Below are 24,431 nucleotides of genomic sequence, written 5' to 3'. Positions count from 1 at the left end.
GCGAAACGGTCAGACGATGGTGGCGAAGGTCGCTGCGCGCAGCTCTTCCTCAGACACGCCATCGGCGCATTCCACGATCTTCAGCCCGCCTTCGACCACATCCAGCACACCAAGGTTGGTGATGATGCGGTCAACCACTGCTTTGCCGGTCAGGGGCAGGGTGCATTCTTTCAGCACTTTGCTTTCGCCGTGCTTGTTGGTGTGATCCATCACGACAACCACGCGGCCAACACCGGCCACCAGATCCATCGCGCCGCCCATACCTTTGACCAGCTTGCCCGGAATCATCCAGTTCGCCAGATCGCCGTTTTCGGCAACTTCCATCGCGCCAAGGATCGCCATTGCGATCTTGCCACCGCGGATCATCCCGAAGGATGTCGCACTGTCGAAATACGCGGTCTGGGGCAGTTCGGTAATGGTCTGCTTGCCTGCGTTGATCAGGTCGGCATCCTCGGTCCCCTCAATCGGGAAAGGGCCCATGCCCAGCATCCCGTTTTCGGATTGCAGGGTCACTTCGACGCCTTCAGGGATGTAGTTCGACACCAGCGTCGGAATCCCGATGCCCAAGTTCACATACCAGCCGTCTTGCAGTTCCAACGCGGCGCGCGCCGCCATTTGATTGCGATCCCACATATTATGCGCTCCTTACCGTGCGTTGTTCGATCCGCTTTTCATGTTCGCCCTGAACAATGCGATGCACATAGATGCCGGGCAGGTGGATTGTATCGGGGTCAAGGCTGCCTGTCGGGACGATCTCTTCGACTTCAGCGATGCAGATTTTGCCACACATCGCGGCGGGCGGGTTAAAATTGCGGGCTGTCTTGCGGAACACAAGGTTGCCGGTCGCATCAGCCTTCCACGCCTTCACGATGGACAGATCGGCAAAGATGCCTTCTTCCATGATATAGGTTTCACCGTTGAAATCCTTGTGCTCTTTGCCATCGGCAATCACGGTACCCACGCCGGTTTTGGTATAGAAACCGGGGATGCCCGCACCACCGGCACGCATGCGCTCTGCCAAAGTGCCTTGGGGGTTGAATTCAAGCTCAAGCTCGCCGCCAAGATACTGGCGCATGAATTCTTTGTTTTCACCGACATAAGAGCTGATCATTTTCTTGACCTGCTTTGTCTGCAACAAGATGCCGATCCCGAAATCATCAACACCAGCGTTGTTTGATGCAAAGGTCAGGTCCTTGGTGCCCGCATCGCGGATCGCTGAAAGCAGCAGTTCAGGGATGCCGCACAAGCCGAAACCACCGGCCGCAATCAACATGCCATCGTGCAGCACACCATCCAGCGCTTCAGCAGCACTTCCATATATTTTCTTCATTCCGGGTCCTTTCGATCGCGGGGTTACCCCGCTCGTCTACATGCATGCCAACTTCTATGACGCCACGTTAGGCGGGTGTCAAATAGGCCTCAGGCGCACCCGTAAAGATGCGCCTGAAAATAGCTGTAAATCGAATGCTGGCATTTCAGATGCGTATTTCCGCGCCGTCGATCCGGATGGCAGGGGGTGCCTTGTTGCCAAAGGTCAGCCCCTGAATCCCGCTTGTGATCAAGCCGGTAAATACCCCCGCTGTGGCGTGGCCAATTTACCTGCCAGGCCGCGCCCCTTGATCAATCCAATCTCGCGCAGTGTTCCCATTGGAGGGCGCGAGACCGCAATGCAGCCACAGATTCTCGTCAGATGATCCGCACTTGCGTCCCAACCGGCGCGATCTGGAACAGTGCCTCGATCATGTGGTTATACAGACCGATACACCCGTCCGAGCTTTGCCGTCCGATCTTGCGGGTGTCGTGGGTGCCGTGGATCAGATAGGCGGGCCAGCCCAGATACATGGCGTGCGTGCCCAACGGGTTATCGGGGCCGGGGGGCATGTATTTCAGGTCGGGATCGCGTTCGATCATGCTGGAGGTCGGGGTCCAGTCGGGGCCGACACGTTTGCGCATGATCTTGGTGTACCCCCGTTTGGTCAGCTCGTCGCTGCGCGGTACCGAGGTGGGGTAGATGTTGTAGGTCTCGCCATCACCGCTCCAGAAATGCAGGGCGCGTGATGTTGTGTCGGCAACAATTGCCGCTTTGCCCAGATCGTCAAAGTGATCCTGCCAGCGCTGTTGGGTAAAGCTGGATGTGTTGTGACGTACCGCTGCGCCCTGCCGTTCAGGCTCTGCCGTTTGGGCGCGCAGGATAGAGGGCATGAATAACGTGGCACCCGCCACCGTCATCAACATGCGACGTGAAATCTTCTGCTCGGCCATCCTTGTGCTCCTTATGCTGTGGCATTCGCTGCACAGGTGACACTTGGATGGCCTCGCGGCAATTCACATATTCATGAATTACCATACGTTCACGAAATGGTTATTCTGTTTCCTTGGCCGCGGCCTTTTTAGCCGGCGCTTTCTTCTTTGCAGCGGGTTTTTTAGCAGCAGGCTTCTTTGCAGCGGGCTTTGTGGCTGCCGCTTTCTTGACCGGTGCCTTTTTGGTCGCCGCTTTGCGCTTGGCCGGTGACTTGGCCAGCTTTTCCTCGATCAACTCGACAGCGCGTTCCATGGTCAGATCGGCAGGCTCGATTTCCTTGGGAAGGGTCGCGTTGACCTTTTCCCATTTCACATAGGGCCCGTATTTGCCTTCCATGATATGCACGTCGCCGCCCAGATCAGGGTGTTCGCCCATCTCGCGGATCGGTTTCGCCGCCTTGCCACGGCCACCACGGCTGGCGACTTTTTCGGCCAGCAATTGCACAGCACGGTTCATGCCAACGGTAAACACTTCGTCCAACCCTTCGAGGTTGGCATTTGTTCCGCCGCGATCCGATGTGCTGGCCGCGTGTTTGATATAGGGGCCGTAGCGTCCGATGTTGGCCCAAACCATAATCCCGTCTTCGGGGTGGGGGCCAATCTCGCGCGGCAATGAAAGCAGCATCAAGGCGCGGTCCAGCTCCAGCTCCTCTGCGGGCCAGTCTTTTGGCACAGACTGACGCGGCGGCTTTTTGTTTTCTTCGGTGACGGGCCCGCGCTGGACGTAGGGGCCAAAGCGGCCTTTGAACACGCGAATTTCGTCACCGTTGTCTTCGCCCAACAGCTTGCCATCCGGCGGGATCGCAGATTTTTCCGCTTCGGGGTCTGGCGGGCCAAAGGGGCGCGTATAGCGACATTCAGGGTAGTTGGAGCAGCCAATGAATGCGCCGCCCGAGCGTGCGGTGCGCATCGACAAACGACCGACCTCGCAATTGGGGCACAGACGCGGGTCTTTGCCATCTTCGGTCGCCGGGAAAAGATGCGGTTCCAGAACCTCGTTGATCTTTTCCAACACCTCGGTGATGCGCAGATCGGCTGTCTCGGCAATCGCTGCCGAAAAATCTTTCCAGAAACGGCTTAGAACGTCTTTGTAATTCGCATCAGCAGCACTGACCTTGTCCAGCTGGTCTTCCAGATCGGCGGTGAAATCATAGCCGATATATTTGCGGAAATAGTTTTCAAGAAACGCGGTAACCAGCCGGCCTTTGTCCTCGGGGAACAGACGGTTGCCTTCCTTGCGGACATATTCTCGGTCCTGGATGGTGGTGACGACGCTTGCATAGGTCGATGGCCGACCGATCCCCAACTCTTCCATACGCTTGACCAATGTCGCTTCGGTATAGCGCGGCGGCGGTTGTGTGAAATGCTGTTCGGGCGTGACCGACCGCTTGTCCATCTTGTCGCCCTGATTGATCTGGGGCAGGCGCTTGTCGTCCTCGTCCACCACATCGTCACGGCCTTCCTCGTAGACCCGCAAGAAGCCGTCGAATTGCACGACCTGACCGGTGGCGCGCAGGCCGACCTGTTCATCCTTGCTGCCGATTTCGACAGTTGTCCGTTCAAGACGGGCGCTTTCCATCTGACAGGCCAGCGTGCGCTTCCAGATCAGATCATACAGCTTGCGCTGGTCCGGTTCGGTCAGTTTCAGCGCGGCGGCATCCTTGGACATGTCCGTGGGCCGGATACATTCATGCGCTTCCTGGGCGTTCTTGGCCTTGTTTTTATAGATACGCGGGGCCGATGGCACGTATTCCGCGCCAAACCGGTCTTTGATCGCATCGCGGGCCATTGTCATCGCCTCGGGGGCCATGTCGATACCATCGGTCCGCATATAAGTAATGTGACCGGCCTCATACAAACGCTGGGCGGTGCTCATGGTCTGGCGCGCACCCATGCCGAATTTGCGGCTGGCTTCTTGTTGCAGGGTCGAGGTCATGAAGGGGGCCGAAGGGTTCCGGCTGGCGGGCTTTGCCTCGACGCTTGTGACTGTCAGATCGCGGCTGGTGATCGCCTGCACCGCCATTTCGGCCTGCGTGCCATTCGCCAGATCAAAGCGATCCAGCTTTTTGCCGGCAAGGGTGACAAGGCGTGCTTCGAATTCCTGGCCGCGCGGGGTGGCGACCAATGCTTTCACGCTCCAATACTCGCGGTTGCGGAACGCTTCGATTTCCATTTCGCGCTCTACGATCAACCGCAGTGTCACCGATTGCACGCGACCTGCCGATTTCGCACCGGGCAGCTTGCGCCACAAAACCGGCGACAGGTTAAAGCCGACAAGATAGTCCAGCGCACGCCGGGCCAAATAGGCTTCGACCAGTGGCATGTCGACCTGGCGCGGGTTTTTCATCGCTTCGGTCACGGCGGATTTTGTAATCGCGTTGAAAACAACCCGGCTGACCGGCGTATCCTTCTTGATCGATTTGCGGGCAGTCAGCGCCTCTTGCAGGTGCCAGCTGATCGCTTCCCCTTCGCGGTCGGGGTCGGTCGCGAGGATCAGTTCGTTATCGTCTTTCAACGCGTCGGCAATTGCTTTGACGTGCTTTTTGCTGGTCGAAGCGACCTCCCAAAGCATTTCAAAATCATTGTCCGGATCAACCGACCCATCTTTCGGAGGAAGGTCACGCACGTGACCGTAAGACGCTAGAACAGTGTAGTTGCTGCCCAGGTAAGAGTTGATCGTTTTGGCCTTGGCAGGTGATTCGACGACAACAACTGGCATAAATTTCCGTACCTTGGATCAATTGAAATAGGTCTGCTTGTGCTGTGACATGTGGCGTAGCGGTTGTTTTGTCAATGCGCAGGTCGGGCGAAACTAGGCCGCTTGCCGGCCAGTGGCACAAGGCGGGCTGACTTTGGGGGGCAGGATTATTCCAAACCTACTGCCCGGTACCAATGTTCGTTTTAGGAGAATCGGGGGGAGGTGTTTCGCGGAATGCGCGTTAGGAGCTTTGGATAAAACCGCCCTTAGGCACGAGAGACAAGACCACCGGGCTGGCGTCGCACATGGCCTTCCAGCTCAAGATCGATCAGGACGGGCGCAACCTTGGAGGAGGGGGTGTTTAAATCCCTGATCAATTGATCCTCGGCGATGGGGCTGGGCCCCAGCCGCGACAGGATTTGCAGATGAAGCGCCGCAGTTTCCCGAAGCGTTCTTCGCGGGGCGGGGGCTTTTTCTGCTGCCGCAAGATCAAGCTCGGGCTGGGCGGGTACCGACAAACATGCTTTTCCCAGAACCTCGATAACATCTGCGGCATTGCGCACCAAAGCCGCGCCATCGCGGATCAGCATGTTACATCCGGCTGCGGGCGCATCAAAGGGGTGACCGGGCACGGCCAGCACGTCGCGGCCCTGATCCAAGGCATCGCGCGCGGTGATCAGGCTGCCTGATCTGGCAGCGGCCTCTACCACGATGGTTGCGCGGCTTAATCCGGCGATGATCCTGTTCCGGCTCGGAAAATGGCGGGCCATCGGTTGCAGGCCCATGGGTTGTTCTGAAACGCGCAGGCCCGTCTTGGCGATATCCTGGGCCAGTTGGGTGTTTTCGGCGGGGTACATCACGTCAACGCCGCCCGCCTGAACCGCAATCGTGCCAGTGGCAAGCGCCGCCAGATGGGCCGCCGCATCAATACCGCGCGCCAGCCCTGATACGACAACGAAACCGGCCTCGCCCAAGCCTTGGGCCAGTGCCTTGGCCATGCGCGTGCCCAGCGAGGATGCATTCCGCGCCCCGACCATTGATATTGTGGGGCGGTTTAACAGCTGGGTATTGCCAATCACCCAAAGGAAGGGGGGCGCATCGTCAAGTTCAGCAAGGGTTTGTGGGTATTCCGCAGTGCCATGCATGATCAGACGCGCGCTTGCGTCTTTGCCAGCACGCAGTTCGGCGCGCACCACCCCTTCGGGGCAAACCTCGTAATTCGCGACGCCCGCGGCGCGCGCCACCGTCGGCAGCGCGGCCAGCGCATTCTGCGCAGTGCCATGTTCGGTCAGCAGTCGTTTATACGTCGAAACGCCAACCCGGCGCGAGCGCAACAAACGAAGACGGGCAAAACATTCGTCTTCCGAGGTGGGTGGGATTGGGGGGTGAGTGGAAGAAGGATTGTGGTCCTTGTCAGTCATCCCGTATCTCCGTCTGTTGCTAGAATCAGGTATAGGCAGACCTGGTTAACAACGGATGAAGGCTTCCCCGCCCATTTTTGTCAAATAGGGCGGGGACCGTCTTTTATGTCGCTGCACCGCCAACGGTAAGGCCACCGATCATCAGTGTCGGTTGCCCCACACCGACTGGCACCCATTGCCCCGCCTTGCCGCAATTCCCCATGCCGGGGTCCAGCGTCGGATCATTGCCGATGGCGCGGATCTGCTTGAGCGCGGTTGCGCCGTCGCCGATCAATGTTGCACCTTTCACCGGTGCCCCGACGATACCGTTTTGAACGCGATATGCTTCGGTACAAGAGAACACGAACTTGCCGTTGGTGATATCGACCTGCCCGCCGCCAAATCCGACAGCATAGATGCCATCCTTGAGGTCGGCCACGATATCACCCGGCGCAACATTGCCGCCCAGCATATATGTGTTGGTCATGCGCGGCATCGGAATATGCGCATAAGATTCGCGCCGCCCGTTGCCGGTAGACTGAACCCCCATCAGGCGCGCGTTCTGCCGGTCCTGCATATAGCCGACCAATACGCCATCTTCGATCAGGGTGTTTTTGGCCGAAGGTGTCCCTTCGTCATCAATGGTGATCGACCCGCGGCGGTCCGGGATGGTGCCGTCATCCAGAACTGTCACCCCTTTGGCGGCAATCTGCTGGCCCATGAGACCTGCAAATGCACTCGACCCTTTGCGATTGAAATCACCCTCAAGGCCGTGGCCGATGGCCTCGTGCAGCAAAATACCGGGCCAGCCCGGGCCCAACACCACGTCCATCATGCCCGCAGGCGCAGGGACAGCATCAAGGTTCACGCAGGCTATGCGCAATGCCTCGCGGGTTTTGGCCTGCCAATCCGCGCGATCAATCAACCCGTCCAGCCCGACACGTCCACCGCCACCGGCACTCCCGCTTTCGCGTCGTCCGTTTTGTTCGACAATCACCGACACGTTAACGCGGGTCATGGGGCGGATATCGCGCACCGAAATGCCTTCGGGGCGCAAAATCTCGACTTCTTGGATGGATGCCGAGATGGAAGCGGAGACCTGGACGACCCGTTTATCCAGGCTGCGGGCAAAATCATCGATTTCACGAAGCGTTTCGACTTTTACAGAAAAACTTGCCCCGGCGATTGGATCTTCGTCGGTATAAAGGTGACGGTTGGTTGCAACCGGCCCGTCAGCCCATGTGCCGCCCCCGTCACCGACGGCCAGTCGCGCCGTTTCGGCAGCGCGGCGCAATGCAGATTCGGTGATCTGGGACGAATGCGCATAACCCGCAACTTCACCGCGTACTGCACGCAGGCCAAACCCCTCAGAAGCATCATAGCTTGCGGTCTTGAGGCGGCCGTCATCAAACATCAGCCCTTCGGAGCGGCGGCGTTCAAAGAACAGCTCTCCGTCATCAGCGCCCGCGACCGCATCTTTCAGAATTGAAAGGGCCGCGTCACGGTCAAGGTCACCCTCAAACGGGTTAAAAGGTGGTTGGCTCATCAAGATGTTCCCTGAATCGTGTTAAAAAGATCGCTTCGCGTCTGTTTGACGCAAGCAGAAGTCTTTATCTTGAAGTTAGAATATGATTGTAAGCGTACAGATTACAACGGCGCGTGGTCCGAAACGGCACATGCCGGTAGGATTCGATATCAATGGTCACAAGATCAGGACGACATATGAAACATCTTCTTAAACTTTCAGGTCTCATGGCCGCCTTCTCTGCAGCTCCCGTGTGGGCGCAGGAAAACCTTCGCATCGATGGTCTCGAAATCATCGGCGAACCTGTAGACGCTCAGATGGGCTTTCAGCCTGCTGTGACACGTGTTGCACAGGATATTCACGATCTCGATTACTTGATCCTGGTGATCATCACCTTGATCACCTTGTTCGTGACGGCCCTGATCCTTTGGGTCGCGTTCCGTTACAATAAAAAACGCAACCCGACCGCAGCGTCCTTTACGCATCACACCCCGGTCGAGATCGCCTGGACGATCGTGCCGATCCTTATCCTTGTTCTGATCGGTGCCTATTCGCTGCCGATTCTTTTCCGCCAGCAGGAAATCCCGCAGGCTGACCTGACGATCAAGGCAACAGGCAACCAGTGGTACTGGTCCTACGAATATGTTGACGACGGTTTCGGCTTTGACAGCTACATGATCGGTGCCCCGGCACTGGGTGGCGAAAACCGCAAAACACCCGAAGTCATCGCGGAGCTGGAAGCAGCCGGTTACACCGAGCAGCAGTTCCTTTTGGCAACCGACACATCCGTTGTGATCCCAGTGGGTAAAACGATTGTGGTTCAGGTGACTGGCTCCGACGTGATCCACGCTTGGGCAATGCCGGCATTCGGCGTAAAGCAGGACGCGGTTCCGGGTCGTTTGGCTGAAACATGGTTCAAGGCCGAAAAAGAAGGCGTTTACTTTGGCCAGTGTTCCGAGCTTTGCGGCAACGCACACGCTTACATGCCGATCACGGTAAAAGTCGTATCCGAAGCGGCCTATGCTGAATGGCTGGGCAAAGCGAAAGCTGAATACGCAGGTATCGCGCAGCCTTTGACCGTCGCTTCGAAGTAACGAAATGTAAAACGTCGGGTCGCGCGTTGCGTGGCCCGACCTTTGTATATGAGTTTTGACATGGCAGACACCAGTACAACAACTTCTGGCGACTACGAGGCGCAACTGGGCGATTACTTCGCGCTGTTGAAGCCGCGCGTCATGCAGTTGGTCGTTTTCACAGCGCTGGTTGGCATGTTGGCCGCACCTGTTTCTGTACATCCGGTCGTCGCTTTCGCGTCGATCCTGTTTGTTGCGATTGGCGCGGGCGCGTCGGGGGCATTGAACATGTGGTGGGATGCCGACATCGACGCCATCATGCGCCGCACAGCAGGCCGCCCGATCCCTTCGGGCCGCGTTCAACCGGGCGAAGCTTTGGCCATTGGCGTTGCGCTGTCCGGTTTGTCCGTGATGATGCTGGGGCTGGCCGCGAATTTGCTGGCAGCCGGTATGCTGCTTTTCACAATCCTGTTTTACGCCGTTTTCTACAGCATGTGGCTAAAACGTGCGACGCCGCAGAACATTGTTATCGGCGGTGCCGCCGGTGCGTTCCCGCCTGTCATCGGCTGGATTATCGCCACGGGCAGTTTCTCTGTCGAAGCATGGTTGATGTTCGCGCTGATCTTTATGTGGACGCCACCGCATTTCTGGGCGCTGGCGCTGTTCATGCGCAACGATTATGATGATGCAAAGGTGCCGATGTTGACCGTGACCCACGGTCGCCCCTCCACCCGCCGTCATATCCTTGCCTATACCGTTTTGCTGGTGATCCTTGCGATTGGCACCGGTTTCACTTCGATCGGTGGGCCGATCTATCTGGCGACAGCAGTGGTGTTGAACGCCCTGTTCCTGATCGGCGCTGTGCGGATCTGGAAGCGTAACGAAGACGACAGCGAAGCCGACAATTTCCTGGTGGAGCGCAAGTTCTTCCGGCTGTCGCTTTGGTATCTGTTCCTGCACTTCGGTGCGATTCTGGCCGAGGCGACCTTGCGTCCCTACGGCTTTGGAGGGTGGTCATGAGCATTCGAGTTGAACACGAGCTTCACACACGGCGCCGTGGCCGTAATCTGGGTATCGGTCTGATGCTGGGGGCATTCGTGCTTTTGGTCATGGTGCTGACCTTTGTGAAGATTACCAACATCGATTTCAACAACCTCCCCGGTGGCGCGATCCAGACGCAGGAGAGCAAGTAATGGCAATGTCCGGTCCGGCAAAAACGGTGGCGCAAACCGTGTCAGTCGTGGTGCTGATGGGCGGGCTTGCTTGGGCCTCCGTGCCTTTTTACAACTGGTTTTGTCAGGTCACCGGATTTGGCGGCACGCCTGGCCAGGTCAGCGCAAACGCCGGCGATATCCTGGATCAGACGATCAAGGTGCGTTTTGATGGCAGCCTGAATCAGGGCATGGCGTGGGAATTCAAGCCGGTCGTGACTGAAATGGAACTGCGCATCGGCGAGACGGGGCTTGCTTTCTATGAAGCATACAACCCCACGGACAAGCCGATTGCCGGTCAGGCGTCTTATAATGTGACGCCCTATGCCGCTGGCCCGTTCTTTGAGAAAATCGAATGTTTCTGCTTTACTGAGCAGGTGCTTGCCCCCGGCGAGCGTGTTCAGATGCCGGTCAGCTTCTTTGTTGATCCGGAAATCGTCAAAGACGTTGATGGCAAGTATGTACATACCATCACACTATCTTATACGTTCTATGAAATTGATCTGCCCGAGGGCTATGCCGCCCTTGATCAGGACAGCCAGACAAACCTGAATTAAGAAAAAGGTGAGGGACGCCACCATGGCCCATGAAAAGAACCACGATTACCACATTCTAGCGCCCTCCACATGGCCGCTGCTCAGCTCCTTGGCTGGCTGTGCCATGCTGGTTGGCATCATCCTGTGGATGCATGATATCACGCCATTCTTGTTCTTCGCGGGCTTGGCCGGCGTTTTGTACTGCATGTTTGGCTGGTGGTCCGAAGTTGTCGCGGAAAGCAAGATCGGCGATCACACCAAGGTTGTCCGGATCGGCCTGCGCTATGGCTTTATCCTGTTCATCATGTCCGAGGTGATGTTCTTTGTTGCTTGGTTCTGGACCTTCTTCAAAGAAGCGCTGTACCCGATGGATGCCTTCCCCGGCTCCACCTATGTTCAGCCAGACATCATCCCTGTCGACGCCTTTCACCTGCCGCTGATCAACACGTTGATTCTGCTGCTGTCGGGTTGTGCCGTCACATGGGCGCACCACGCTTTGGTACATGAAAACAACCGCAAGGACCTGATCTCGGGTCTGGCGATTGCCATTGGTCTGGGTGTGATGTTTACAGCGTTTCAAGCCTTTGAATATTACGAATTGATTGCCCATACCGGTTGGACATTCGGCGGCGATCTGTTCTTTTCCAGCTTCTTTATGGCAACGGGCTTTCACGGTTTCCACGTTCTGATCGGTACGATCTTTCTGACGGTATGCCTTATCCGCGCGATCAGAGGCGACTTTACCCCAGAACAGCACGTCGGTTTCGAAGCGGCGGCATGGTACTGGCACTTTGTTGACGTGGTATGGCTGTTTTTGTTCTTCGCCGTCTACATGTGGGGCATCTAAGCTTCCCACCTGCTTGCAAACCTGCACGCAATCACTAAAAGCAACGGGCGCGCTAGGGGAACCTTGCGCGCCTTTGCCTTGAAGTTACCTCGTTGTAACCAACCTCAAGAGAGCCTTATGCGCCGCACGCTATTCCTGCTGATTATCGGCCTTGGGGGGGCTGCAATCCTGATCTCGCTCGGGGTCTGGCAGGTTCAACGGCTTGCTTGGAAACAAGCGATCATCGCTGACATCAATGCACGGATCATCGCAACACCCGTCGCTTTGCCCGACACTGTCGATCCGCAATCTGATGCGTATCTGCCGGTTGTTGCTGACGGTGTCATCGGGGATGGCGAAATTCACGTGCTGGTTTCGCAAAAGGACGTAGGGGCCGGTTACCGCATTATCGCCCCGTTCGATTTGCAGGACGGCCGCCAGATCATGGTCGACCGCGGTTTTGCCCTTGCCGATACCAAAGACACCGACCGCGCCATTGGTCCGGTGACCATCATCGGCAATTTGCAATGGCCCCAGGAAACCGACGGCTATACGCCCGCACCCGATATGAACGCCAATATCTGGTTCGCCCGCGATGTCGATGCAATGGCCCGTGCCTTGCAGACCCTTCCGATTCTGCTGGTGGCGCGGACCAGTTCACCTGATGACCCTAATGTGAGCGCCTTGCCTGTGGATACTGCTCGTATCCCGAATGACCATCTGCAATACGCCATCACCTGGTTTTCTCTTGCCGCCATCTGGCTCGGCATGAGCCTCTTTTTCCTGCGCCGCCGCGGCGCGTCCAAAGCCGAAAGCTGACCTTCTTATGCGTTATGTCTCTACTCGTGGATCTGCCCCCGTTCTGAATTTCGAAGAAGCGTTGCTGACAGGGCTTGCCCGTGACGGCGGGCTGTATGTGCCTGAAACCATCCCGACCCTGTCGCGCGAAGACCTGGCCGAGATGGCAACGATGTCCTACGAGGACGTTGCATTCAAAGTCATGCGCCCCTTTATCGGCGACACGTTCACAGATGCCGAATTCAAGCAGTTGATCGCCAATGCCTATGCAGGGTTTAATCACACGGTGCGCGCGCCATTGGTGCAGCTGGATCAGGGGCATTTCCTGCTTGAGCTGTTCCACGGCCCGACCCTTGCGTTCAAAGATTTCGCGATGCAATTGATCGGCCAGATGTTTCAGGCCGTGTTGTCGCGCAAGGGCGACCGCGTGACCATCGTCGGCGCGACCTCTGGCGATACAGGGTCCGCCGCGATCGAGGCATTTCGGGGCTTGGACAATGTCGATGTGTTCATCTTGTACCCGCATGGCCGCGTGTCCGACGTGCAGCGCCGCCAGATGACCACCCCATCCGAAAGCAACGTGCACGCCTTGGCGCTGGACGGTGATTTCGACGATTGTCAGGCCCGCCTCAAGGATATGTTCAACGACCACGAATTCCGCGATGGCGTGAAACTGGCCGGAGTGAACAGCATCAACTGGGGCCGCGTTTTGGCGCAGGTCGTCTATTACTTTACCGCCGGTCTGGCGATGGGCGCGCTGGACCGCAAGGTCAGCTTTACCGTACCAACCGGCAACTTCGGCGATATCTTTGCAGGCTACATCGCCCGCGAGATGGGTCTGCCGATCGCCGACCTCGTGGTGGCGACAAACCAGAACGACATCCTGCACCGCTGCCTGACCACAGGTGGCTATCACAAGGGCGAGGTTCATCCGTCAATCAGCCCGTCGATGGATATTCAGGTCAGCTCCAACTTTGAACGTGCGTTGTATTTCGCCTATGGGCAGGACAGTGACGCGATCAACGGCTTGATGGATGATCTGGCCAAAGGTGGCTTTGACGTGGGCGACAATGCCCTGCGCGATCTGAAAAACACCTACAAGTCCGGCCGTGTCTCGGAAGAGGAAACATCGGCCACGATCAAGGAATTTTACGCCAATACAAACGAACTGCTGTGCCCGCATTCGGCCATCGGTGTCCGTGTGGCCCAAGCGCTGCGTGATCCGGCGACGCCGATGATCACATTGGCCACAGCGCATCCGGCAAAATTCCCCGATGCGGTCGAAGCCGCAACCGGTGTGCGCCCGCCATTGCCAGCCCATATGGCCGACCTGTTTGATCGCGAAGAACGCATGACCCGTGTGCCGAACGATCTGGCAGCCCTCAAAGACATGATCAAAGGGGGCATCAGCCAGTGAGCCTGCAGCAACATCGCCTGTCCAACGGGTTTCGCATTGTAACCGAACACATGCCGGGTCTGGCTTCTGCCTCCATCGGGGTGTGGGTCACCGCAGGTGCGCGCCACGAGACACCCAATCAGAACGGCATCGCGCATTTCCTTGAGCATATGGCGTTCAAGGGGACAGCCAAACGCACATCGCTGCAAATTGCCGAAGCGATCGAAGACGTTGGCGGCTATATCAATGCCTATACCTCGCGCGAGGTGACGGCCTATTATGTGCGTGTGCTGGAAAACGACGTGGCCCTTGGGCTGGATGTGATCGCGGATATCCTGCGCAACCCTGTGCTGGATAAAAACGAGATCGAGGTCGAACGCGGCGTGATCCTGCAAGAGATCGGTCAGGCGCTTGATACACCGGATGATGTGATTTTTGACTGGTTGCAGGAAGAGGCGTATCCAAACCAGCCGCTGGGCCGCACCATTCTGGGCCCCCATGAACGCGTTTCCAACTTTACCCGCGAAGACCTGTCGGGCTTTATCGCGCAGCATTACGGCCCTGAACAGATGATCCTGTCAGCGGCAGGGGCGGTGGATCATGATGAAATCGTACGGCTGGCGGAAAAGCTGTTCGGTGACATGCCACCAAAGCCGTTGTTCGATGTGGATGCGGCAAAATTTTCGGGGGGTGAAATCCGCCAGATCAAACCGCTTGAGCAAGCCCATTTCGCGCTTGGCTTTGAATCCCCCGGCTACCGCGCCGATGATATCTATGTCGCTCAAATTTACGCCTCGGCGCTTGGCGGCGGTATGTCGAGCCGCCTGTTCCAGGAAATCCGCGAAAACCGCGGGCTGTGCTATACGATCTTTGCCCAGGCGGGGGCCTATGCCGACACAGGCATGATGACGATCTATGCGGGCACCAGCGGCGAACAGCTGCCTGAACTGGCCGGCATCACCATCGACGAGATGAAGCGCGCGGCATCTGACATGTCACCCGCCGAGGTCGCCCGCGCACGGGCGCAGATGAAAGCCGGATTGTTGATGGGGCTGGAAAGCCCGTCGAACCGTGCCGAACGGCTGGCGCGTCTTATCCAGATTTGGGACCGTATCCCGCCGCTGGAAGAAACGATCGCGCAGATTGATGCCGTGACCACAGGCGATGTGCGCGATTTTGCCCAGACAATGGCGGCCACCGCACCGGCAGCCTTGGCCCTATATGGCCCGGTCGACGCCGCACCAACCCTCGAAGCCCTGCAAGAGCGTCGCGCCGCCTGATGATCCTGGTCAGACGGAAACTCGCAATCGAGACGGAGCGGCTCACCTTGCGCGCTCCGATCCATTCGGATTTCCGCGCCTGGGCCGCATTGCGCGCCGACAGCATCGACTACCTCAGGATGTGGGAACCCTCCTGGGCCAGCGATCATCTCTCGCGCAAGGCCTTCACTAATCGTGTCTATTGGGCGTCCCGCTCGGTTTCGGGGGGCACGGCGTTACCGTTGTTCCTGATCCGGCGCAAAGACAATACGCTGATCGGGGCCATCACCCTTGATAACATCCGCAGAGGGCCGGCGCAGGCTGGAACGCTTGGCTATTGGACTGGCGAAAGCTTTGCCCGCCGTGGCTATATGCGCGAGGCGATCGAGGCGACAGTGCACCACGCGTTCACGCGGCTGGACCTAAGCCGGATCGAAGCGGCCTGCCTGCCGGAAAACGCCGCCTCTCGCGGGTTGTTGGAAAAGACCGGCTTCAAATACGAAGGCGTCGCGCAAAGCTATTTGCAGATCGACGGCCGCTGGCGCAATCACGTGCTTTATGCACAGCTGCGCAATGACAGACGTGGCAAAACAGCCGTTGGTTGATTTCGGGCCCACCCCCGCAGAAACCTGATCGGCAAAAAGAAAGGGGGCCGAAGCCCCCTGATCTCAAACCGATGCGATACGATCTTTACCGACGACGATCGCGACGCGCGCTCATCGGTTGGAACGCGACACCAACATGCGCCTCGCAATAGGGCTTGCCTTGCTGCACGGGCAGACCGCAGAACCAGAAATCATCCGTAGCAGGGTCACCGACCGGCCATTTGCATGTGCGCTCTGTCAGATCCATCAGGCCGATCTTCTTCGACTTCTTCTCGATCTCGCTGACCTTTGCCAGGGCCTCGGGGCTGATTTCGTTCGCCGACGGTTGCGGGGGCAGGGGCTGACCCGCCGGAATGATCTTGGCACGTGCAGGCAGGTTCGGCCGGGGCGCGGGGGCGGCTTCGACTTCTTCCTCTTTCGGTTCGGCCTTCGGCTTGGCAGCAGCCTTTGCGGCGGGCTTTGGCTTGGCCTCTGCCTTGGGGGCAGCGGGGGCCGCGGCACCGGTTGTTGTGCGGTTTGACAGGCCCAGACGGTGAACCTTGCCAATCACGGCATTACGGGTGACGCCGCCCAGTTCTTTTGCGATCTGGCTGGCAGATTGGCCCTCGCCCCACATTTTCTTCAAAATCTCTACGCGGTCATCAGTCCAAGACATTTGGCGTCCTTAGCTAAAAAGCGGCCCCATTCCGGACCGCCTTGGAAAATCTCAAGGCCCTATACTAATCACTGACAGCTTGGGTGCAAGGCGCGAAGCAGCGATTGGGCGGGTTGTCGTACTATTCGGGGCCTTAAAAACACATCAAAACTGATCGCTTTGGCATAAACTGACCGCAAACCGCCCGGTGGGGCAAAGTTTGTACTAGGCAAAACGGCACTGTGGCAGTATCCAAACCCCATGATCAAAAACGCAGCCCATCTGTCGCGACGACGCCAAAGCTGACCTGGCCTAAGCACCCCTTCTTGGGGTGTGTCTGATCATATGCGGTAATAATCCGCAAAAACCCCCTGAAATCCATTGACCCTCTCCGCCTCTCATGGCCTTTTGTGGCTTTGATGCGGCCAACCCCATAAGGATGATCCTGATGATCCCATCTGTTCTGCCGACCTATTCTCGCGCGCCCCTCAGCTTTGTCAAAGGCGAAGGCAGCTGGCTGATCGAGGAAGACGGCCGCCGATTTCTGGATCTGGGGGCGGGTATCGCAGTGAACGCATTGGGCCACGCCCACCCTGCGTTGGTCGCCGCGCTGACAGAACAGGCCGGCAAATTGTGGCATACATCGAATCTCTATCAAATCCCGCAGCAACAGGCGCTGGCCGACAAACTGGTCGCCCTCAGCTTTGCCGATACGGTGTTCTTCACCAACTCGGGCACGGAATCCTGTGAACTGGCCGTGAAAATGGCCCGCAAGTATTTCTATGAAAAAGGCCAGCCGGACCGGGTTGATATCATAACCTTCTCCGGTTCCTTCCACGGGCGTTCGTCAGCAGGTATTGCCGCTGCCGGATCCGAAAAAATGACCAAAGGGTTTGGCCCGTTGCTGCCCGGCTTCGTGCATGTGGAATTTGGCGACCATGACGGGTTGCATGCCGCGATTACCGACACCACGGCTGCCATCCTGATTGAACCCGTACAGGGCGAAGGCGGAATCCGCCCGGTCCCCGACCAATGCCTGAAAGGTCTGCGCGATCTGTGTGACGAACATGGCATCCTTCTGATCATGGACGAGGTCCAGTGCGGCGTCGGCCGGACGGGCAAGCTGTTTGCCCATGAATGGTCCGGCATCACCCCCGATATCATGATGGTCGCCAAAGGCATCGGCGGGGGCTTTCCCTTGGGCGCTGTTCTGGCGACCGAAGATGCGGCATCAGGCATGACGGCGGGCACCCACGGGTCGACCTATGGCGGCAACCCGCTGGGCTGTGCCGTCGGTAATGCCGTGATCGACATCATCGGCGACCCGGCCTTTCTGGCCGAAGTGAACCGCAAAGCCAGCCTGATCCGCCAAAAGCTCGAAGGCCTTGTGGCCAGCCATCCCGATGTCTTCGAAGCCGTGCGCGGCAGCGGCCTGATGCTCGGCCTCAAATGCAAGGCAATCAACAGCGATGTGGTCGCGGCGGGTTATCAACACGAAGTCATCACCGTCCCGGCTGGCGACAATGTGATCCGCCTGCTTCCCCCGCTCACCATCACCGATGAAGAAATCGCCGAAGCGGTCGCACGACTCGACAAAGCTGCAAGCAGCCTCACCTCTGCCTGATCTTCATTTTGCAGAATAAACTCCGGGGGGCTCGGGGGGCTGGCCCCCCGTCCTTTCAAACAGAAGAATTACCTATGAAACATTTTCTCGACATCAATCAAACCGATCCCGCCGATCTGCGCGGCATCATCGACAATGCCGCCGCAATGAAGGCGCAGCGCAACGGCCGCCCGCGCGGCGCGCCTGATGATGACCAGCCGCTAAAAGACCACATGGTCGCGCTGATTTTCGAAAAACCATCAACCCGCACCCGCGTCAGTTTTGATGTGGGCGTGCGCCAGATGGGCGGGCAAACCATGGTGCTGTCGGGTGCCGACATGCAACTGGGCCACGGTGAAACCATCGCCGACACCGCCCGCGTCCTGTCGCGCTATGTCGATCTGATCATGATCCGCACATTCGAGGAAGCAACCCTTCTCGAGATGGCGGAATACGCCTCGGTTCCGGTGATCAACGGGCTGACAAACCGCACCCATCCTTGCCAGATCATGGCAGATATCATGACCTTCGAAGAACACAGCGGCCCGATCAAAGGCAAGAAAGTCGTGTGGTCCGGTGACGGCAACAACGTCTTTGCCAGCTTTGCCCATGCGGCCAAGAGCTTTGACTTCGATCTGGTTTTCACCGGTCCGCCCACCCTTGATCCCGAAGCCGCCTTGAATGGTCTCTACACAATCGAGCGCGACCCGAACAAAGCCGTCGAGGGTGCCGATCTGGTGGTGACCGATACATGGGTCTCCATGCATGATCCGCAATCCGCACGCGAACGCCGCCACAACCAGCTGCGCGGCTATCAGGTCAATGATGCGCTGATGAACAAGGCAAAGCCCGACGCATTGTTCATGCACTGTCTGCCTGCGCACCGCGATGACGAGGTCACAAGCTCGGTCATGGATGGCCCGCGGTCGGTGATTTTCGACGAGGCCGAAAACCGGCTGCACGCGCAAAAGTCGATCATGCGCTGGTGTCTGGGCAAGTGACCGGCAAGCAGCCCGTCGTCGTTGCAGGTGCAGGGGCGATAGGCTGCTTTGTGGGCGGGCTTTTGGCGGCGCGCGGGCATGATGTGACGCTGCTCGCCCGCGCCCGCGTCATTGACCAGATCAACGAACATGGCCTGCAGCTGACCGATTTCGGCGGGATGGATCGCCGTATTCCAGCACAAGACCTGACGCTGACAGATGATCCGGCCTGCCTGAAACAGGCGGCGATTGTACTCGTGACGGTCAAGACATCAGACACAGCCGCGATAGCGCGGGAAATCCGTAAAAACACCCCCCGGAATACGGTTGTGATCAGCCTGCAAAACGGGATGGAGGCGGCACAAACCCTGCGGGATATTTTGCCGGGTCACGATGTGCGCGCGGGCATGGTGCCTTTCAACGTGGTACCCGTTGGCCCCGCGGCCTATCACCGGTCCACCAGCGGTGACATCGTGATCGAAGCGGGCCAGAAACCCCTTGCCGACCTCTTGTCGCAACCGGATCTGGTGTTTGTGGACAGCGGTGATATTGCAGCCGTCCAATGGGGCAAGCTGCTGATCAACTTGAACAATGCGTTGAATGCCTTGTCGGGAGTGACGCTTCAGGCGCAACTGCTCAGCCGCCCTTGGCGCGGCCTGATGGCAGCACAGATGACCGAGGCATTGAAGGTGCTAAAGGCGCATGGCATCCGGCCACAATCCACGACGCCTTTGCCATCAGAGTTGATCCCTTGGGTGCTGCGCCTACCTACGCCGATCTTCCAACGGATCGCCGCCAAGATGTTGACCATCGACCCGACGGCGCGCACCTCGATGTCCTATGATCTTGAGGCCGGAAAACCGACAGAGATTGACGCCCTGCAAGGGCTGATCATCACGATGGGTGCGGAAAAGTCGGTGCCCACACCGTTGTGCGCCCGCGTTCTGCACCACGTTAACCAAGCCCAAGCCGCAGGGCAGGGGCTGCCCTGTCTATCCCCGACTGATATTTGAAGGGGCAAGCGGCTTGGGGGATGATCAATTTAGGTAACGATCGAGGTCAGCAAGACAAAGATCAGCGCTGACATGGTTGCCGCTGCGGGAACGGTAATCACCCAGGCAGCGATGATGGTCATGAAATGCGACCGCCGGACCAGCTTGCGGCGGCGGCGTTCCTCGACGGCGATCCGTTTGACGTTACCAACGGTAGCATCAGGTTTGCGCAACCGGCGTTCCATGTGCCATTCGCGGTAAAAGCCCACACCGAACACGCCACCAACGGCGATATGGGTGGAACTGACCGGCAGCCCCAGCCACGACGCCACAATCACCGTGATCGCCGCTGACAAGGCCACACAATAGGCGCGCATCGGGTTCAGCTTGGTAATCTGGCTGCCGACCATGCGGATCAGTTTTGGCCCGAACAGGAACAACCCGAACGAGATACCAAAGGCACCGATCACCATGACCCAGGTGGGAATTGATACTTTGGCCTCGAAGCCGCCAAATTCAGAGGCGTGCACAATCGCGGCCAAGGGGCCAACCGCATTGGCCACGTCGTTGGCCCCGTGGGCAAAGCTCAGCAAACCAGCCGAAAACACCAGCGGCAGACCAAACAGAACCTTGACCGATTTGTTGCGGTTTTCCAGCCCTTCGGAGGCGCGGAAAATGGCCGGGCGCGACACAGCGTAGGAGATAAGCCCCAGAACCAGCCCGATGAACAGGGCCATGCCCATATCGATGTGAACGATCTTTTTCAGACCCTTCAGCGCCAGATAGGTGGCGAAAACGCCAGCCATGACGCCGATCAGAATGGGGACCCACCGGCGCGAGGCGGCGATCTTGTCTTCCTGGTACAGGATTTTAGCTTTGATCAGCGCCAGAAAACCGGCGGCGACAACACCGCCCAAGACGGGGGAGATAACCCAGCTTGCGGCAATCATGCTCATGGATGACCAGTTGACGGCCGTAAGGCCGGCGGCCGCGATGCCCGCCCCCAAAACGCCACCGACGACCGAATGGGTCGTGGACACGGGCGCGCCGACCCATGTGGCCAGGTTGACCCATAGCGCAGAAGAAATCAGCGCGGCCATCATGGCCCAGATAAACACCTGCGAATCCGCAACCGAATTGGGGTCAATGATCCCCTTTGAGATGGTCGATACAACATCGCCCCCGGCCAGCAAGGCACCCGCGCTTTCGCAGATCGCCGCGATCAGGATCGCGCCGCCCATGCTCAGCGCTTTGGCCCCCACAGCAGGGCCCATATTGTTGGCAACGTCATTGGCCCCGATGTTGACCGCCATATAGGCACCAAAGGCCGCAGCGGCGATCACCACATAGTTGGAGGAGGAATAGCCAAGGAAAATCCCAGCAGAGAGCGCAGCAAGCACAATGAATGCCAGCGCTATCCCGAAACCGACCATCGGGCGTGCGGCATAGGTCGCGGCCTGTTCAACACGGGAAATGCGGTGCAAATCGGTGTCTAGGGTCTTCCACTGCTGGCCTTTGGGGGCGTCACTCATAGCTGCTCCAATCGTGATAATTGGCGCGTCCTGCCAGAAACGCGGCAGCTATACAAGTCAGACCGGAAAAACCGGACCGCTATCGGGGTGCAGTTTATAGCGACCGCAGAATTTCTTGGAGGTCGGGTTCGTCCACCAACTCGGCAGCTTCGGCGGGTGCGAACCATTTACGTTTGCGTTCATTCACCTCTGGGTACTCGTCCTCGAGGTTGCGCACACGCGTCAGATACACCTGCGCATTCACAGGCGTGGTCAGCCCGTGGTCCAGACGCTTGTTATAGTCGTAATACCCCATCGGTGCGCTCTCGATGTCGGCTTTTGAAACGCCGGCTTCTTCCCATGCTTCTTGCAAGGCGGCCTCGGCACCGTCCAGCCCGTCTACGGGCCAGCCTTTCGGCACGATCCACCGTCCGGTGTCGCGGCTCGTGATCAGCAACACCTGTTTTCCCTTGGGGGTTTCGCGATAGCATAGGGCGGCAACCTGCAGCCGTTTCGGCCGTTGCCACATAGGAAGGAACATGTCGCTCCACGCGCGTTTAAATACGTGCATCATCTTGGATCACCTGCCAAATAGGTCTGTTTTTTGATTTTATGCGTAATCAGTAAACGATTTTACAAAAGAAATCAATTCCATAGCCGAAAGGCCCCCACGGGCTGGTCAAGCCGGTCGGTGCTTGTGGCCATAAAACCATGTCTTTGACAAACTACATAAGCAGGGTTAGCCGCAAAACCAACCCTGACAAAACCGCTTTTGGGTCGGGGGCAACCGCAAAAAGCTAGCCCGCGAAGGGATCAACCGGATAGCCGACATGGGACAGGTACAACCCATGCGGCGGCGACACGGGGCCGCAGGCCTGACGGTCGCGCGCCTCAAGCATCGTTTTCACATCATCGGGGCGAAACGACCCTGCGCCGACCCGTTCCAGTGTGCCGACGAAACTGCGCACCTGATTGTGCAGAAACGACCGCGCACGCACATCGAAATGCAGCTCTGGCCCGCCAAGGGTATCGACCCATGTCATGTCCAGCCGGTCAACGGTTTTGATTGGGGTCATTGACTGGCAGATCGTTGACCGGAATGTCGTGAAATCATGCTTGCCCAGCAAATGGCTGGCACCTTCGCGCATGGCATCCAGATCCAGTGGTTTCTTGACGTTCCAGACCAACCCCGCCTGATGGGTCACAGGGGCCCGCCGCACGAGGATGCGGAAAAGATAGCGCCGTTCCTGTGCGGAAAAACGGGCGTGAAACGTCTCGTCGACCTGTACGCAATCCACGATCGCCACCGGATGCGGCTTCATGTGATAGTTCAACGCTTCGGACAGCCGGAAGGGCGTCCACTCGCGCGCCATCTCGCAATGGGCGACCTGCGCCATCGCGTGAACGCCTGCGTCCGTGCGCCCGGCGGCTGCGATATTGTGGTCGCGCGGTTCGATTTTGGCCAGCGCAGCCTCGATCACGCCCTGAACCGAGGGCACATCATTCTGACGTTGCCAGCCGTGAAACGGGCCGCCGTGGTATTCGATTTTCAGGGCATAGCGATACATGGCGCGGGCTTAGCGCGGGCGGTGGCTTCTGGCAATCCCTGCACCCCATGCTTATGTTCGGTTTCAACAGCAAGATAAGGCGGGCGCGGGCTTTGGTACTTTCAAAAATTGCCGATGGTATTTGGCGGCAGGTCGAAAATGTACAGGACGGCGTGTCCGAGGTGTTCTTTGAGCCGGTCATCCGTCTGGGCGTCACCGGATTGGCGCGGTCGGGCAAGACGGTGTTCATCACCTCACTGGTGGCGAACCTGCTGGACCGGGGCCGGATGCCGGGGCTGCTGGCCGCGTCCGAGGGCCGGATAGAGGCCGCATTCCTGCAACCCCAGCCTGATGATACCGTGCCGCGCTTTGATTATGAAAACCACCTAGCCGCGTTGACAGGCCCGACACCCCATTGGCCCGACAGCACCCGCGCGATCTCCGAACTGCGCCTTTCGTTGCGTGTGCGTCCCAACGGGCTGCTGGCGGGGTTTCAGGGGCCGCGCACGATCCATCTGGATATTGTCGATTACCCCGGTGAATGGCTGCTGGATCTGGCGTTGATGGATGTCGATTACGCAGAATGGTCCGCGCAGGTTCTCAAGCGGATCGGAAACCGCGAAGAGGCGGCAGGCTATCGCGCATTGGTCGCTGACACTGATCCCATGGCCAGCCTGAACGAGCCCACGGCCCAAACCCTTGCCGCCAGCTTTGCTGACTATCTGCAAACGGCGCGTGCCAATGGCTATTCCGATTGCACGCCGGGGCGGTTCCTTTTGCCCGGTGATCTGGCGGGATCACCTGTGCTGACCTTTGCGCCCTTGCCCGGTGGCGACGGCCCGCGCGGGTCGTTGCTGCGTGAAATGGCGCGGCGCTTTGAGGCGTATAAACGCAAGGTCGTGCAGCCGTTTTTCCGCGACCACTTTGCCAAGATCGACCGTCAGGTTGTGCTGGTCGATGCGCTTGGCGCGATCAATCAGGGCCCCCGTGCGGTCGAGGACCTGCGCGCCGCAATGAGCGAAATCCTCAGCAGTTTCAAGCCCGGTCGCAACGGGTTTCTGACGCAGCTCCTGCGCGGCAAACGGGTCGAAAAGATATTGTTCGCCGCGACCAAGGCCGACCATCTGCACCATTCCCAACACGCCAGCCTGACCGCGATCATGGAGGCATTGACCCGCGAGGCCCGCGACCGTGCGCGGTTCGCAGGGGCAGGCACATCCGCGATGTCGCTGGCATCGCTGCGCGCCACGACCGAGGCGTCGATGGAGCATGACGGCGAAACCTTGGATGTTGTGCGCGGCAGCTTGCTTGAGACCGGTAAAGAAGCGGCTTTCTATCCCGGCGAGCTGCCCAAAGACCCCGCGCATCTGCTGAGCCCCGCACGGGCGGGGGCGGAAAAATGGCTGGATCAGGATTACAAAATCATGCGCTTTGCCCCGGCCAAGCTGAACCTGCGCCCCGGTGACGGGCCACCGCACATCCGGTTGGACAAGGCGGCTGAATTCCTGATCGGGGACCGGTTGTGATAAAACTACG

At 58.5% G+C, this 24,431-nt stretch carries 23 protein-coding genes; 13 read left to right on the top strand and 10 right to left on the bottom strand.

All coding sequences use genetic code 11. The features are described from left to right. Nucleotides 1-9 precede the first annotated feature (9 nt). From ACSQ13_RS13485 to tldD, 6 genes are all read right to left on the bottom strand, one after another. A complete protein-coding gene (locus tag ACSQ13_RS13485; protein ID WP_176248190.1) occupies nucleotides 10-633 on the bottom strand; it encodes a 3-oxoacid CoA-transferase subunit B in 624 nt (207 codons plus the stop codon). Between the two features lies 1 nt (nucleotide 634). Beyond that, the gene (locus ACSQ13_RS13480; protein WP_176248191.1) at nucleotides 635-1,330 is read right to left on the bottom strand and encodes a CoA transferase subunit A; all 696 of its coding nucleotides are present in this window, start codon (nucleotides 1,328-1,330) and stop codon (nucleotides 635-637) included. Nucleotides 1,331-1,686: 356 nt separating this feature from the next. Then, nucleotides 1,687-2,262: a L,D-transpeptidase gene (locus tag ACSQ13_RS13475; protein ID WP_295511450.1), complete on the bottom strand. Its 576-nt coding sequence runs from the start codon at nucleotides 2,260-2,262 to the stop codon at nucleotides 1,687-1,689. Between the two features lie 100 nt (nucleotides 2,263-2,362). Further along, a complete protein-coding gene (topA, locus tag ACSQ13_RS13470; RefSeq protein ID WP_176248193.1) occupies nucleotides 2,363-5,020 on the bottom strand; it encodes a type I DNA topoisomerase in 2,658 nt (885 codons plus the stop codon). Nucleotides 5,021-5,265: 245 nt separating this feature from the next. After that, nucleotides 5,266-6,420: a DNA-processing protein DprA gene (gene dprA, locus ACSQ13_RS13465; protein ID WP_295511446.1), complete on the bottom strand. Its 1,155-nt coding sequence runs from the start codon at nucleotides 6,418-6,420 to the stop codon at nucleotides 5,266-5,268. 103 nt (nucleotides 6,421-6,523) lie between these two features. Further along, nucleotides 6,524-7,945: a metalloprotease TldD gene (gene tldD, locus ACSQ13_RS13460; protein ID WP_176248195.1), complete on the bottom strand. Its 1,422-nt coding sequence runs from the start codon at nucleotides 7,943-7,945 to the stop codon at nucleotides 6,524-6,526. A gap of 176 nt (nucleotides 7,946-8,121) precedes the next feature. Here tldD and coxB point away from each other — a divergent pair, with 176 nt between their 5' ends. The 9 genes from coxB (at nucleotide 8,122) to ACSQ13_RS13415 (ending at nucleotide 15,628) form a co-directional block, all read left to right on the top strand. Then, nucleotides 8,122-9,018 carry a cytochrome c oxidase subunit II gene (gene coxB / locus ACSQ13_RS13455; RefSeq protein ID WP_176248196.1) on the top strand — a complete coding sequence of 299 codons (897 nt, stop codon included), beginning with the start codon at nucleotides 8,122-8,124 and terminating at the stop codon, nucleotides 9,016-9,018. A 60-nt stretch (nucleotides 9,019-9,078) separates the two neighbouring features. Beyond that, on the top strand, nucleotides 9,079-10,017 hold the full coding sequence (cyoE, locus tag ACSQ13_RS13450; protein ID WP_176248197.1) for a heme o synthase: 939 nt from the start codon (nucleotides 9,079-9,081) through the stop codon (nucleotides 10,015-10,017). After that, nucleotides 10,014-10,190: a cytochrome C oxidase assembly protein gene (locus tag ACSQ13_RS13445; protein WP_176248198.1), complete on the top strand. Its 177-nt coding sequence runs from the start codon at nucleotides 10,014-10,016 to the stop codon at nucleotides 10,188-10,190. Before cyoE ends, ACSQ13_RS13445 begins: the two co-directional genes overlap by 4 nt. Beyond that, a complete protein-coding gene (locus tag ACSQ13_RS13440) occupies nucleotides 10,190-10,765 on the top strand; it encodes a cytochrome c oxidase assembly protein (RefSeq protein WP_176248199.1) in 576 nt (191 codons plus the stop codon). The genes ACSQ13_RS13445 and ACSQ13_RS13440 overlap by 1 nt, the downstream gene beginning before the upstream one ends. A 22-nt stretch (nucleotides 10,766-10,787) precedes the next feature. Beyond that, nucleotides 10,788-11,591 (top strand): cytochrome c oxidase subunit 3, encoded by an 804-nt coding sequence (locus ACSQ13_RS13435; RefSeq protein ID WP_176248200.1) that lies wholly within the window; start codon nucleotides 10,788-10,790, stop codon nucleotides 11,589-11,591. Nucleotides 11,592-11,708: 117 nt separating this feature from the next. After that, entirely contained in the window at nucleotides 11,709-12,389 is a 681-nt protein-coding gene (locus tag ACSQ13_RS13430) for an SURF1 family protein (RefSeq protein ID WP_295511438.1), read from the top strand. 7 nt (nucleotides 12,390-12,396) lie between these two features. After that, entirely contained in the window at nucleotides 12,397-13,785 is a 1,389-nt protein-coding gene (thrC, locus tag ACSQ13_RS13425; RefSeq protein ID WP_176248202.1) for a threonine synthase, read from the top strand. After that, on the top strand, nucleotides 13,782-15,044 hold the full coding sequence (locus ACSQ13_RS13420) for a M16 family metallopeptidase (RefSeq protein ID WP_295511435.1): 1,263 nt from the start codon (nucleotides 13,782-13,784) through the stop codon (nucleotides 15,042-15,044). Before thrC ends, ACSQ13_RS13420 begins: the two co-directional genes overlap by 4 nt. Continuing rightward, complete coding sequence (locus ACSQ13_RS13415; RefSeq protein ID WP_176248204.1) at nucleotides 15,044-15,628, top strand: GNAT family N-acetyltransferase; 585 nt, start codon at nucleotides 15,044-15,046, stop codon at nucleotides 15,626-15,628. The genes ACSQ13_RS13420 and ACSQ13_RS13415 overlap by 1 nt, the downstream gene beginning before the upstream one ends. 85 nt (nucleotides 15,629-15,713) lie before the next feature. Here ACSQ13_RS13415 and ACSQ13_RS13410 read toward each other — a convergent pair whose 3' ends face one another. Continuing rightward, complete coding sequence (locus ACSQ13_RS13410; RefSeq protein ID WP_176248205.1) at nucleotides 15,714-16,283, bottom strand: GcrA family cell cycle regulator; 570 nt, start codon at nucleotides 16,281-16,283, stop codon at nucleotides 15,714-15,716. A 427-nt stretch (nucleotides 16,284-16,710) separates the two neighbouring features. Here ACSQ13_RS13410 and ACSQ13_RS13405 point away from each other — a divergent pair, with 427 nt between their 5' ends. From ACSQ13_RS13405 to ACSQ13_RS13395, 3 genes are all read left to right on the top strand, one after another. Further along, nucleotides 16,711-17,886, top strand: coding sequence for an aspartate aminotransferase family protein (locus ACSQ13_RS13405; RefSeq protein ID WP_295511432.1), 1,176 nt, complete (start codon nucleotides 16,711-16,713; stop codon nucleotides 17,884-17,886). 74 nt (nucleotides 17,887-17,960) lie between these two features. Then, nucleotides 17,961-18,866: an ornithine carbamoyltransferase gene (argF, locus tag ACSQ13_RS13400; RefSeq protein ID WP_176248207.1), complete on the top strand. Its 906-nt coding sequence runs from the start codon at nucleotides 17,961-17,963 to the stop codon at nucleotides 18,864-18,866. Continuing rightward, entirely contained in the window at nucleotides 18,851-19,858 is a 1,008-nt protein-coding gene (locus ACSQ13_RS13395; protein ID WP_295511430.1) for a 2-dehydropantoate 2-reductase, read from the top strand. Before argF ends, ACSQ13_RS13395 begins: the two co-directional genes overlap by 16 nt. A 29-nt stretch (nucleotides 19,859-19,887) precedes the next feature. On the opposite strand, the gene ACSQ13_RS13390 is transcribed toward ACSQ13_RS13395, so the two are convergent. From ACSQ13_RS13390 to truA, 3 genes are all read right to left on the bottom strand, one after another. Further along, nucleotides 19,888-21,369, bottom strand: coding sequence for an inorganic phosphate transporter (locus ACSQ13_RS13390; protein ID WP_176248208.1), 1,482 nt, complete (start codon nucleotides 21,367-21,369; stop codon nucleotides 19,888-19,890). 94 nt (nucleotides 21,370-21,463) lie between these two features. Next, the gene (locus tag ACSQ13_RS13385) at nucleotides 21,464-21,922 is read right to left on the bottom strand and encodes an NUDIX hydrolase (RefSeq protein ID WP_176248209.1); all 459 of its coding nucleotides are present in this window, start codon (nucleotides 21,920-21,922) and stop codon (nucleotides 21,464-21,466) included. A 223-nt stretch (nucleotides 21,923-22,145) separates the two neighbouring features. Continuing rightward, entirely contained in the window at nucleotides 22,146-22,916 is a 771-nt protein-coding gene (truA, locus tag ACSQ13_RS13380) for a tRNA pseudouridine(38-40) synthase TruA (protein ID WP_176248210.1), read from the bottom strand. A 92-nt stretch (nucleotides 22,917-23,008) separates the two neighbouring features. Between truA and ACSQ13_RS13375 the strand changes: the two genes are divergently transcribed. Continuing rightward, nucleotides 23,009-24,421, top strand: a complete 1,413-nt coding sequence (locus tag ACSQ13_RS13375) for a YcjX family protein (protein WP_295511426.1) — start codon at nucleotides 23,009-23,011, stop codon at nucleotides 24,419-24,421. The last annotated feature ends 10 nt before the right edge of the window (nucleotides 24,422-24,431 follow it).

This window comes from Sulfitobacter sp. SH22, assembly GCF_965641905.1.
GTDB lineage: Bacteria > Pseudomonadota > Alphaproteobacteria > Rhodobacterales > Rhodobacteraceae > Sulfitobacter.
Note: the sequence above shows the minus strand (reverse complement) of the source record. Positions and strands in the feature narration are given on the sequence as shown.